6 protein-coding genes are annotated in these 12999 nt (G+C 53.4%); 3 read left to right on the plus strand and 3 right to left on the minus strand.

Annotated elements, in window-relative coordinates; genetic code table 11:
* Positions 1-3: 3 nt before the first annotated feature.
* Positions 4-918 (minus strand): LysR family transcriptional regulator, encoded by a 915-nt coding sequence (locus tag AC2FNV_RS00725; RefSeq protein WP_170604629.1) that lies wholly within the window; start codon positions 916-918, stop codon positions 4-6.
* Between the two features lie 97 nt (positions 919-1015).
* Between AC2FNV_RS00725 and AC2FNV_RS00730 the strand changes: the two genes are divergently transcribed.
* The 3 genes from AC2FNV_RS00730 (at position 1016) to AC2FNV_RS00740 (ending at position 8622) form a co-directional block, all read left to right on the plus strand.
* The gene (locus AC2FNV_RS00730) at positions 1016-2239 is read left to right on the plus strand and encodes a urate hydroxylase PuuD (protein ID WP_170604627.1); all 1224 of its coding nucleotides are present in this window, start codon (positions 1016-1018) and stop codon (positions 2237-2239) included.
* 159 nt (positions 2240-2398) lie between these two features.
* Positions 2399-4207 carry an autotransporter assembly complex protein TamA gene (locus AC2FNV_RS00735; RefSeq protein WP_496772133.1) on the plus strand — a complete coding sequence of 603 codons (1809 nt, stop codon included), beginning with the start codon at positions 2399-2401 and terminating at the stop codon, positions 4205-4207.
* Positions 4207-8622 (plus strand): translocation/assembly module TamB domain-containing protein, encoded by a 4416-nt coding sequence (locus AC2FNV_RS00740; RefSeq protein ID WP_254442477.1) that lies wholly within the window; start codon positions 4207-4209, stop codon positions 8620-8622. The genes AC2FNV_RS00735 and AC2FNV_RS00740 overlap by 1 nt, the downstream gene beginning before the upstream one ends.
* A 69-nt stretch (positions 8623-8691) precedes the next feature.
* Here AC2FNV_RS00740 and AC2FNV_RS00745 read toward each other — a convergent pair whose 3' ends face one another.
* On the minus strand, positions 8692-9645 hold the full coding sequence (locus tag AC2FNV_RS00745; protein WP_170604625.1) for a porin: 954 nt from the start codon (positions 9643-9645) through the stop codon (positions 8692-8694).
* 567 nt (positions 9646-10212) lie between these two features.
* Complete coding sequence (fdhF, locus tag AC2FNV_RS00750; RefSeq protein WP_170604623.1) at positions 10213-12996, minus strand: formate dehydrogenase subunit alpha; 2784 nt, start codon at positions 12994-12996, stop codon at positions 10213-10215.
* Between the last annotated feature and the right edge of the window lie 3 nt (positions 12997-12999).

Here is a 12999-nt window from a genome sequence, read left to right on the forward strand (position 1 = left end):
ACATCAATCCTCGTACTGGCGCACAACTTTTCCGATCCGTTCTATCATGAAGTCCATGAACAGACGCGCCTTGGGATCCTGATGACGGCGATGCGTGTAAAGGCATGCCATTTGCACCGGCACTGGCGGCGTCTTTGAAGCCACTGGAACCAACCGCCCTGCCTTGAGGTGCTCGGCCACCTCAAATGCCGGTTTCATTGCAATGCCTTGCCCGGATAAAGCCCAGTCTGTTAGAACGTCGCCATCATCACACTCGAAACGTCCCGTCACAGCAAATTTTTTTGGGCCCTCTGGCGTTTCCAGCAGCCATTGGAATTCTGTAGCGCCGGGGAATCTCAGATTCAGACATTCGTGTTTGTCTAAAATCAAATCATCACCCGAATTAGGCATTCCGTGCTTCTTTACGTACTCGGGTGCCGCGCACAAAAGTCGCTGGCAATCGGCAATTTTGCGAATACGTAGCGTGCTATCTTCGGGTTGGCCGATGAAAAATGCCAGATCCAGACCTTCGGTTGTGAGATCGACTGATCGATCTGTCAATCGTAACCGAACATCGATTTCCGGATATTCTGACAGAAAGTCAGGCACATGGGGCGCTATCAGCCGACGGCCCACCCCCAAAGGTGCTGCGACAAACAATGATCCACGTGGTGACTCGGTCAGGTGGATGACCTGCGCTTCGGCTTCATCCACAGCGTCCAATACTGCAACAGCACCGGGGTAAAAGGCACGCCCCTGTTCCGTAGGGGTGAGGTTTCGTGTGGTGCGCTGAAACAATCGAACGCCCAAATGCTCTTCCAGTTGAGAAATCCGCGCCGAGGTAACGGCTGGGGAAATTCGCATGTCGCGCCCGGCCGCAGACATGCTGCCCAAATCGTAGACCCTGACAAATGTGCGGATATTATCGAGATAGGACATCTTTTCGTTTTTTTTTGATACAGTTTGACAATATGCGGGAATACCGAAGAAAAGCCCGCTTGCCTAGTGTGGCTGCAAGCAATCGGAGACCTCATTCATGTACGACTTCGCCGTTTTCTGGGACTGGATGGCGTTCGGTGTGCGCTGGCTGCACGTCATCACCGCCATCGCCTGGATCGGATCATCATTCTACTTTATTGCGCTGGACCTCGGTCTTAACCGCGACATCAACGGCCCGGCGGATGGTGAGGAGTGGCAAGTACACGGGGGCGGTTTCTACCATATCCAGAAATACCTAGTCGCTCCTGACAAGATGCCAGAGCACCTCACCTGGTTCAAATGGGAAAGCTACGCAACATGGCTAAGCGGCGCGGCCCTTTTGATGATCGTCTATTGGTTAGGTGGAGAGCTTTATTTGATAGACGCGCAAAAAGCTGATCTGGCCCTGTGGCAAGGCATTTTTATTTCCGCAGCCTCTCTAACAGTGGGTTGGCTGGTCTATGACAACTTGTGCAAATCCGGCTTGGGCGAACGGCCGACCCTGCTGATGCTGCTGCTTTTCGCGCTGCTGGTGGCTATGGGTTGGGGTTATAACCAGATTTTTACCGGTCGGGCGATGATGCTGCATCTGGGTGCATTTACGGCGACGATCATGACCGCAAATGTATTCTTTATCATCATGCCGAACCAACGGATTGTAGTAGACGATCTAAAAAACGGTCGCACACCCGATCCGAAATACGGCAAGATCGCAAAACTGCGCTCAACTCACAACAACTACCTGACCCTGCCGGTCGTATTCCTGATGCTTTCGAACCATTATCCGTTGGCATTCGCGACTGAATACAATTGGATTATTGCCGCATTGGTGTTCTTGATGGGTGTTACAATCCGGCATTACTTCAATACGCGTCATGCCCGATCCGGCAATCCAACATGGACCTGGCTTGTAACCGCACTGCTGTTCATTGCTATTATGTGGCTGTCGACCGCCCCGATGTATGAACCATTGGAAGAGGCCGAGGCCACTCCGCTCACACCTTTTGAACAGCGCTTCGCTGCTGCGGACGGATTTGATGAGGTACACGACGTTGTTTTGGGTCGATGTTCGATGTGTCACGCGCGAGAACCGGTTTGGGAAGGCATTCTTTGGGCTCCGAAGGGTGTTTTGCTTGAAACGAAGGCTGACATCGCCCGCAATGCACAGCAAATTTACCTGCAAGCGGGTGTTACTCACGCGATGCCGCCGGCCAACGTAACCTACATGGAAGAAGAAGACCGCGAAGCCATTGTTCGCTGGGTTCGCAATGCTGGGTTGTAATCCCGAAACAATCTGATCACAGGGTAGACCAAAACGGCTGCCTAAAGAACATAAATCCTTTCCCTATTGGCATTCAGATGCTCTAAGTTGAATTTAACGAGCCGCAAAACCTGAGTTCCTGCGGCGATAACGATTTCGAGTTGGGGCAGTCAGGGCCAGATGATTACAGGGAGCAGTCCGCGGCGCGTTCTGAAAAGCTGGCTTGTTGCCACATTGGTGGCTGTTGCACCTAATGTTGTGTCAGCGCTGGAAATCAGCCTGACGGCAACTGGTGCCCCCGAAACGCTGGTAACAAGGCTGGAAGAAACGTCTTCAGTTTTCACTGCTGAATCACGCGGGCTGGACACCTCGCTCGAGATTCTCTCGGCCGCCTTGTCCGATTATCGCACGATTGTTCAAATCATGTATGACGAGGGTTATTTCGCCCCTGTTGTCAGCATCAAGTTAGACGGTCAGGAAGCCGCCGAGATAAACTCGTTAGAGGCACCAGCGCAGTTCAATCGGGCCACGATTACTGTTACGCCCGGCCCTCTTTATACCTTTGGTACAGCTATTGTTGAGCCGGTTACGCCCGGAACCGAGTTACCCGCAGAATACGCAACCGGCAAGACAGCAACCACTGGCGCAATTCAGCAGGCTGCATCCGCTGGAGTGCAGGCATGGCGGGACGTTGGCCACGCAAAAGCCGAAGTTGCAAGCGAAAGAGTCATTGCCCGGCACGCTCAGGCCCGTTTGGATTCTGATATTGGTCTCTCGCCGGGGCCAAGACTGACATTTGGGAAAATGTACATAAAGGGCGACACCAAAGTCCGGCGCAGATCAATTGAAAAGATTGCCGGCTTTCCGACCGGTGAAGTGTATTCCCCAGCAGAAATTCAGAAAGTGGGCACAAGGCTGCGGCGCACTGGTACGTTCAGTGTTGTTTCGATCAAAGAGCGCGAGGAGCCAAATCCGGATGGCACTTTGGATTTTGACGCCGAGTTCGAGGACCTCCCGCCTCGCCGGATAACTTTTGGGGCCGAGCTCGCTTCGCGCGACGGCTTGGATCTGACGGCCACATGGACCCATCGGAATGTTTTTCGAAGGGCCGAACGGTTGAGGTTTGAATTCGCTATTCGCAATATCGGCGGGGCTGAAGATTTGGACGGCCGCATCGGGCTACGCCTGGATCAACCCGACCGGTTAGGACCGGACGACAACACTTTTTGGAACGCCCTTCTGGAACGACGTAATACAGAAAATTACAATGTTACTATCGCGGCGCTTGCCTACGGTGCGAGACGCACATTTTCAGATCGCCTGTATGCTGAGGCTTCGGCTGGGTTTCAATGGTCGGATGCTGACGACGCCTACGGTGACGGGCGCAAATTCAGATATTTCATCATTCCATTCCGGTCGGAGTGGGACGAACGCGACAGCAAAGTCAGCGCGACACGCGGGTTCTATCTGGATTCGCGGGTTATGCCTTTTGCCGGATTGTCAGGCACCGAGTCAGGGCTTCAGATGACTTTTGATGGGCGCGCTTACACTAGTTTTGGAACAGGTGGCAATTTGGTACTGGCAGGCCGCGTGCAAATAGGATCGGTGATTGGGCCTTCAGCCGATGGTGTCACCCCAGATTTCCTGTTCTTTTCAGGTGGCGCCGGAACTGTTCGCGGCCAACCTTATGAAAGCCTGGGCATCCCCATCGGGGACGAGGTGGCTGGTGGAAAGTCATTCCTTGGCTTTTCCGGTGAGGTTCGCGGAAAAATCACCGACGCGATTTCATTGGTCGGTTTTTACGACTACGGTGCGGTTGATACATCTTCGTTCGTGGGTACAGACGCCGAGTTTCACTCTGGAGCGGGTCTCGGGGTCCGTTATGATCTGGGTGGTTTTGGCCCACTTCGTGTGGATCTAGCCGTTCCAGTTCAGGGCGACACCGGCGACGGCCTGCAATTCTACATTGGGATCGGACAAGCGTTTTGATGCGCCGCGTTGGATATCCCCTGCTGCTTTGCATGGTCGCTGTTACGGCACCGATCCCGTCGATGGCACAGGATGAAGACGGCGGCAGCATGATCGAACGCTTTTTGCAGGATACTTTGTCCGGCGAAGATCAGAACGTTCGGGTTATCGGGCTTGAAGGCGCGCTGAGTTCGCGCGCTAGAATTCAGGAAATCACCGTTGCCGACGATGAAGGTGTTTGGCTGACCATCAAGAATGCGGTATTGGACTGGAACCGGCTGGCATTGATCCGAGGCCGCTTTTCTGTCAACGCACTTACGGCGCAGGAAATCGATATTGCCCGAGCGCCTGGAACCACAACGAAAGAAAAACCGCCTCCATCCGCTGAGACTGAACCGTTTCAACTGCCGGAGTTGCCCGTCTCCATTGAAATCGGCGAGCTGCGCATCGACCAGCTTTCGTTAGGTCAACCGCTCATTGGAGTTGCGGCAGATCTGGCAGTCAACGGCGATCTGTCCCTTTCGGACGGGGCACTGGACACCACTTTGGATATTGATCGACTTGACCGGGCCGGAGACACTGTGGACTTGGTCGCTGGATTTGAGAACTCCACCCGCCAGATCGATCTAGACCTGACAGTTGCAGAAGCTTCTGGCGGTTTGATTTCGACTGCGTTGGGAATTCCGGGGAGCCCACCGTTGGGGCTTACCGCCAAAGGTTCCGGCCCCCTAACCGATTTCACCGCAGACATCGGATTGAGCAGCGACAGTGTTGAACGCCTGGGAGGTCAAGTGCGGTTGCGATCGGCCACTTCGGAGAGCGACGACGATGCTGACGGCATTGCGTTTACTGCCGATCTGGGAGGAGATCTCACACCGTTTCTCGCCGAGGAGATGGATACGTTCTTCGGAACAGACACAAAACTGTATGTAGATGGGAGAACCCATTCTGACGGCGCGTTGGACATTTCCGACATCGAAATTACCTCACAGGCGCTAAAGCTCGAAGGGCAGTTCAGTCTTGCGTCAGGCGGTGCCTTGCAGATGGTTGCTGTACAAGGGCGAATTACCCCACCAGACGGGGATCGCGTAGTGCTCCCAATCAGTGGCGGCGAAACTTCAGTCGGTGCGGCACACTTGTCGGCGTTGTACGATGTTAAAAACGGTAATCTCTGGGATTTGAGCCTAACGGCGGATGACGTGCTGGCGGCCCAATTGGATTTGCAACGAGCGCAAATTGCTGGTCAGGGAACCCTGACCCAAGACGGCGGCCTGACTGCCGACGGGGATATTCAGGTTGCGCTAGACGGGATCGATATGTCTGATCCCGCACTTAACGCGGCGGTTGGAAATCGAATTACGCTTGACGGGCAATTCGATTACGGCAGCGACCAGACCGTCAAATTATCCGGCTTTGAACTTTTGGGCCGCGATTATTCTTTGGAAACTGATGCAATTGTCAGCGGATTGTCGACGGGTTTGAAAGTTGAAGGAGCTGCCACTGTACTTGCTGATGACCTTTCGCGGTTTTCGCAGATAGCCAAACTGGACCTCGGCGGAATGGCCTCTATCAGTGTTGAAGGATCTGGTTCGCCTCTGGAGCGCAGTTTTGATGGCAAAGTCACTGTGGGAGGTCGAAACCTTTCCACAGGTCGGGACGATATCGATCCGGTAATTACTGGCGAAACTGACATTTTTCTGGATGCCAAGAGAGCTTCGGACGGAATAACAATTCGCAGTTTCACAATCTCTTCCGAGACTTTGGATGCGAAGGCTGACGGCGTTGTTACGACAACCGCTGGAAACCTTACAATTGATGGCAGTGCCGACGTCAATGCGGACGACTTGTCAATATTCTCGGGTCTTGCCAAACGCAATCTAAGCGGATCCATGCAGGTTAAGATGGAGGGTAAAGGAACGGTACAGACGCTTGAGTTCGACGGTACCGCAAATATCGTTTCGAATGACATCCGAACCGGGATGACCGAAATCGATCCTTTACTGACCGGCAGAACAACAATCGAACTGGACGGCGCGCGCACCCAAGACCAAGTCGTTATCCGTAATGCAACGGTCAAAGGGAATGCGTTGAACGCACAAGTCGCAGCCACGATCGATGACTTAACCAATAATATATCTGCCGATGGCCAGGCCCAGTTAGACATCCCCAACCTGTCTTTGTTTTCAGGACTTGCCAAACGAGACTTAGGCGGATCTGTGCAGCTTCAGGTGGACGGCAAAGGAACGGTTAAGACACTTGAATTTGACGGCACTGCGAATGCTGTTTCGAATGACATCCGAACCGGCTTGGCCGAAATCGATCCTTTGCTGACCGGCAGGACTACAATCGAACTAGACGGCGCGCGCACCAAAGACCAAGTCGTTATCCGCAACGCGACGGTCAATGGAAGCGCGCTGACGGCGCAGGTCGCAGCAACGATTGACGACCCAACGAACGATATCTCGGCTGACGGCAAGGCCCAAGTGGACATCCCTGATCTATCTGTGTTCTCGGGCCTAGCCAAACGCGATTTGAGCGGTTCGGTCCGTGCGGACGTTCAGGGGCGAGCAGCCCAATCTGACAGAACATTCGACGTTCAAGGCACGGTGACGGCCGATGACATCAAGACAGGTATCGACAATGTGGACGCGCTTATTCAAGGGCGAACAACCTTGAATGTAGATGCCGTGAACGACGATCAAGGTCTAGATATCCGTACATTTAAATTGAACGGTACTGCACTGACCGCAACTGCCTCAGGCAAGCTTGATCGAACCGCAGGGGGATTGGATTTTTCGGCAGCTTTGGATGACATCGGGCGCGTTTCGCCAATTGTTTCTGGGCAGCTAAAACTGGACGGCAACGTCGCCCCGACCAGTTCAGGATTAGAGGGCAGCCTGCGTCTGCAAGGCCCAGAAAGCTCATATGCCGATCTGCAAGGGACTGTAACAACAGACGGTGCTGCGGATTTAGATTTTGAGGCGCAACTGAACAGAATCGAACGATTTGCGCCCGAGTTTCCGGGTACTATTTCCGCCACGGGCAATGCGCGTCGCGACTCGGGCGTTTGGACTATTGACGCCAAGGCCGACGGCCCCGCCCAGATCAACAGCACCGTTGCTGGAACCTTTGATGAAGCCAGCGGCGAAGCGGACCTGACCATGCAAGGTGGCGTTAATATCGGGATCGCAAACCGTTTTATCGAACCCAACACCATCGAAGGGACCGCCAGCTTTGATCTCACGCTCAAAGGTCCCCCCGCTTTGGATGCGCTGAGTGGAACCGTAACCACCTCGGGAACAGCGATGGCATTACCCGGTGTCGGACAAACAATTACTGGGATAGGAGGTTCAATCACTCTTGATCAAAGCCGCGCTACTATCGCGATGCAAGGTGGCGTTCGTGCCGGAGGAGGGTTTACAGTCAATGGCCCAGTCAACCTGACACCTCCGTTCAATGCACAGATCACAACCGCAATCAACGAACTGGTTTTGACTGACAAGCTTCTTTACGAAACCACCCTCAACGGTCAGATTGTTATGAACGGCGCGTTGGCGGGTAACAGCTCGATAGCCGGCCAAATCAATTTCGGTGAGACGAACATTAACCTTGCAGCCGCAGCAGGAGCCGTTGGAGCAGCTCCAATACCAGACATTGAACACGTAAACGAAAGCAATGCCAGCTTTGTTACCCGAGAAAGAGCGCAGTTGGTGGTCACCGAAAAAGCCAGCAAAAGCACGTCGCGCATTTCACTGGACATCGGGTTACTAGCGCCCAAGGCAGTGTTCGTACGGGGCCGTGGCGTGAACGCGGAACTGGGTGGGCGCATTCAAATCGGCGGCACGACCGCTTCGGTGGTACCATCTGGTCAGATCGAGTTGATCCGCGGAAATATTGACATTCTTGGCCGTCGTTTAGCTTTGACCAAAGGATTGGTCACGCTGCAAGGCGACCTGACTCCATATATCGAGTTTGAATCCTCAACCAGCACATCTGACGGAACAGCCACAATCGAAATCGCCGGGCCGCTGGATTCTCCACAGGTTGACGTGTTTTCCGACCCAGAGCGCCCGACGGAAGAGGCGCTGGCAATGCTTCTGTTCGGAAACCGGTTTTCCGAGCTTTCACCGTTTGTCATTGCCCAGATGGCTGCTTCACTCGCACAACTTAGCGGTGCTGGCGGTGATGCGACCAAGGGTGTGCGCGATGCCACCGGCGTGGATACGGTTGATGTTGGGACAACAGAAGAAGGCGCAGGGCGACTGGGTGCAGGCGCTTACCTAAGCGATAACCTGTACACCGATTTCACGGTAAACACCGAAGGGGATACCGAGGTGAATCTCAACTTGGACGTCACTGATAGTTTCACAGTGCGCGGTACCGTAGATGGTCGCGGCGAGACCGGGCTTGGCGTCTTTTTTGAACGCGACTACTGAACTGCGCGCTAGCTAGAACTGAAAAGGGCCGGTTCTGTGACCGGCCCTATCGTTAGCGCTCAGACCAACTTAGAAGTTGAAACGTGCACCAAAGTCAGCAAGGATTCGGCCGTCTTCATCACCACGCTCTGAATGCGCGACACCGCCCCGCAGCGAGGCGCCGCTTCCCAGATCATAGATGAAGCCAACACCGTACTGCTGTTCGTCATCGTCAGCCGAGCCGTCACCGTACGCTGCGGTGATAGTGGTTGCAGCGCCGATGTTGTAAGCCAGCGAGAAACCGTAAGCGGTGCCATCCCGGTCGTCATCTGCAACATCATCGTCAGCCAGGAACAGAGTGCCTGACAGGTCGCCAAATTCGGCTCCCAAAGTCAGAACTGCCAAGCTTTCGTCCTCAGCACCAGCTGTGTCCCCTGCCTCGGTTTCACCATAGGCCAGAGCAGCGGTGACGTTGTTGAAGGTGTAGGTCGCGCTGACATCCCAGCGGTCTGCACCGTTGTCCGGATCGGTGTCGTAAGACGCACCAAAGGCCAAATCTCCTACTGCGTACTGAAAGAATGCAGCGTTTGAGCCTGCTTCAGTCGAGTCAAAAGCGAGGATCTCATAATCAACGCCTGCATTCTGCGAAATGAATGCTTCAAGACCAGGTTCGTTACCGGCATAATCTGCCAGGTTGTCAATTGCGCCTGATACGTTGCCAGCGTCAACACGCAGACCACCGTAGATTACCGAGAAACGCGCGCCGCTAAGCTTAGCCTTTTCGGCCTCACCGTTTGTTTGGTTTTCATTAGCCTCCAGTCGAACGCGCGCCGAGAATTTTACACCAGCGTCGGTTTCGGCGTTGGCGTCAATGTTCAGGCGAAACCGCGAAACCAGAATGGTATCGTCAATATTATCATTGGTAGTCGAGCGGTCTTCCGCGTAACCGATACCAAAGCGGGCATAACCGCTGAGTTTAACTTCTGCTGCCGCAACGCTTGCTGTCGCAATCAGTGCTGTTGTTGCGAGGAGAACATTTTTCATGTCTTTAGTCCGTAAGTGTGTGAATGAGTGAGCCACTAATTCGGCTCACGCTCTCTTCGACCAATTTTGTTTTACCTACAAGGCAACCGCCTCAATCGTTTGTAATTGAAAATTTGGACGTCACGAAGAATAGGCGCTGGCAACGTGTTTCAAGCGCTTCGTTTTTCAATTCTACGACCGATAGTTTAATTGAATGTGTTTTTGAAAGTTCTTATTGACTCTTATAATTAAGGCTATTTTTGGAATCAATGTAATCCAAATTGTGAATTCATGATGATTTTCTCAAGTAGATTCTTTAACTACTTATGCATGTATTGAAATTCGAAATTGCTGTCCAAAAGTCACACTTTTCGACCGTAATTCAATTTAATTTCCTCTGCCTATTGAAAGAATTTTTTTCGTACCCACAGCATACGAAATTTGTATTTTTATCATTTATTTTCATGGCATTAAGTCATCTTCAGTCTCTCCTCATTTTTCGAAAAATTTGAATTATTCCTGGGAAAGAATCGAAAAAAGGCGATTCAAATTGAATCGCCTTCAGATTGATTCTAAAGTGGATTCGCGTCACTCAGCTGCGATAGCTTCCCCGGCTTTCTCTACCCGAATCGCAGAGAACTTGAACTCGGGTATTTTCGCATATGGATCGGTTGCCGAATTTGTCAGGATGTTCGCTGCCGCTTCTACATATGCAAACGGGATAAACACCATATTTTCGGCAATCGCTCGGTCTGCTCGCACCATGATTTCGATGGAACCGCGACGTGTGGTAAGGCGGATCATTTCACCGGGCTCGATCTCCATCAGCTTGAGCGTACGCGGGTTCATTGAGCAGTTGGCTTCGGGCTCTACAGCGTCCAAAACCTTGGCGCGACGGGTCATCGACCCAGTATGCCAATGCTCCAATTGACGACCGGTGGTTGCGATCATCGGATATTCGTCATCCGGTGCTTCATCGGGTGGGATAACACTGGCTGGGGTGAATTTCGCCCTGCCGTCAGCGCGCGGGAAACCATCGCCGAAAACAATTGACTGCCCCGGATCGGTTTCACTCAGTGACGGGTACGTAATCGTCTCGGTCTCCAAACGTTCCCAAGTTATGTTGTCGAGTGACCCCATCGTCAGCTTCATCTCGGCAAAGACCTGAGACACGTCTGAGTAATCCCACTTCAACCCAATCCGTTTGGCCAGTTCGACTGTGATCTTCCAATCCTCGCGCGCCTCACCCGGAGGAGTGACAGCGGGGCGCACCCGCTGCACCTGGCGGTTTGTGTTCGAAACGGTGCCGTTTTTCTCATAAAGCGCCGAGGCAGGTAGAATGATATCGGCATAGTTCGCCGTTTCGGTCAGGAAGATGTCCTGCACAATCATCAAGTCCAGCTTGGCCAACGCTTCGCGGGCATGATTCACATCCGGATCGGACATTGCCGGATTTTCACCCAGAATATACATGCCTTTGATATTCCGCGCGTAAATCTGGTCGATGATTTCCGTGACAGTCAAACCCTTTTCGTTCGAGAAGTCATCGGAGCCCCAGACTTTGGTAAACTGAGCCCGGATATTGTCGTCTGTTACGGTTTTGTAATCTGGCAGAAACATCGGGATAAGCCCCGCATCCGACGCCCCCTGAACGTTGTTCTGACCGCGTAGCGGGTGCAACCCAGCGCCAGGCTTGCCCACATTACCGGTCATAAGTGCAAGGCTGATCAGGCAGCGCGAGTTGTCTGTGCCATGTATGTGCTGGCTGACTCCCATCCCCCAGAAAATTAGCCCCGCCTTGGCCTGAGCAAAAGTGCGGGCAACACGGCGCAGTTGATCGGGTTCGATACCACAGATCTGCGACATGGCCTCTGGCGTAAACTGGCGCAGATGTTCTTTTTCTGCCTCCCAGTTCTCGGTCCAACGATGGATGTATTGGCTGTCGTACAACTCCTCCTCAACGATCACGTTCATGATAGCGTTGAGCATCGAAACGTCTGCACCCGGACGGAATTGCAGCATTTCTGTCGCGAATTTACGCATACCAACTCCGCGTGGGTCCATCACGATCAGTTTGCCGCCGCGTTTGGCAAACTGTTTGAAATAGGTGGCGGCGACCGGGTGGTTCTCGATGGGATTGGCCCCGATGATTATCGCCACATCTGCGTTTTCGATTTCGTTAAAGGTCGCTGTTACTGCGCCCGAACCCACGTTTTCAATTAATGCCGCGACCGAAGAGGCGTGACACAAGCGGGTACAATGGTCCACGTTGTTGTGGCCGAAACCCTGGCGGATCAACTTTTGAAACAAATAGGCTTCTTCGTTGGTGCATTTGGCGGAGCCAAAGCCCGCAACGCTGCGCGGATCTTCGTCACGCAGGGCCATCAGCTTGCTAGCAGCCAAATCCATCGCTTCTTCCCAGGTCGCTTCGCGGAAATGGGTCGACAGATCACCCGGATCAACGTTTAGCCCCTTGGCCGGCGCGTCTTCGCGCCGGATTAGTGGCTTGGTCAGACGATGTGGGTGATGGATATAATCAAAACCAAAGCGACCTTTGACGCACAGGCGGCCTTCGTTAGCAGGCCCATTAATGCCCTCAACATATTTTACCTTGCCGTCTTTGACCTTCAATGAGACCTTGCATCCCACGCCGCAAAACGGGCAGACGCTTTCTGTTTCACTGTCATAGTCTTTGCTATCGCCCTCTTGTTTCTCATCCAGCACAGTTGCAGGCATCAGCGCGCCAGTCGGACAGGCTTGCACACATTCACCGCACGCCACGCAGGTCGAGTCGCCCATTGGGTCATTCTGGTCGAACACCACCTGCGAAGTATGACCGCGGCCAGCCATGCCGATCACATCGTTCACTTGCACTTCCCGGCACGCACGAACACAAAGGTTACAGTTGATGCAGGCGTCAAGATTTACGCGCATTGCCACATGACTGTCATCCAACAGCGGGATTATCTCTGGTTCTTTCGCCGGGAACCGGCTTTCGCTGACATCCGTCAATTCGGCCATGTCCCAAAAGTGGCTGGATTTGTCGTGGGTGACCTCTGGCTGGTCAGAGACCAAAAGTTCCATCACCATCGCACGGGATTTTTCGGCGCGATCAGTGTCGGTTTTGACCACCATACCTTCTGCCGCAGGACGAACACATGAGGCGACCAGTGTGCGCTCTCCCTCCACTTCCACCATGCAGGCGCGGCAATTTCCGTCTGGGCGATAGCCCGGTTGTGGTTTGTGGCACAGATGTGGAATGACAAGGCCGCGACCGTTGGCCGCTTCCCAGATTGTCGTGCCCTCGGGCACAGTGACGTCGTCTCCATTCAGGTTGAAGGTGACAGTTTTGGTTGGGCTTGCGTCAAGCATCTC

The organism is Ruegeria sp. BHSA163, assembly GCF_059613365.1.

What these genes read in the sequence shown, in the direction of transcription:
- AC2FNV_RS00735 (WP_496772133.1), top strand. Translation starts at nt 2,399, where the DNA reads ATGATTACAGGGAGCAGTCCGCGGCGCGTTCTGAAAAGCTGGCTTGTT.
- AC2FNV_RS00730 (WP_170604627.1), top strand. Translation starts at nt 1,016, where the DNA reads ATGTACGACTTCGCCGTTTTCTGGGACTGGATGGCGTTCGGTGTGCGC.
- fdhF (WP_170604623.1), bottom strand. Translation starts at nt 12,996, where the DNA reads ATGCTTGACGCAAGCCCAACCAAAACTGTCACCTTCAACCTGAATGGA.
- AC2FNV_RS00740 (WP_254442477.1), top strand. Translation starts at nt 4,207, where the DNA reads ATGCGCCGCGTTGGATATCCCCTGCTGCTTTGCATGGTCGCTGTTACG.
- AC2FNV_RS00725 (WP_170604629.1), bottom strand. Translation starts at nt 918, where the DNA reads ATGTCCTATCTCGATAATATCCGCACATTTGTCAGGGTCTACGATTTG.
- AC2FNV_RS00745 (WP_170604625.1), bottom strand. Translation starts at nt 9,645, where the DNA reads ATGAAAAATGTTCTCCTCGCAACAACAGCACTGATTGCGACAGCAAGC.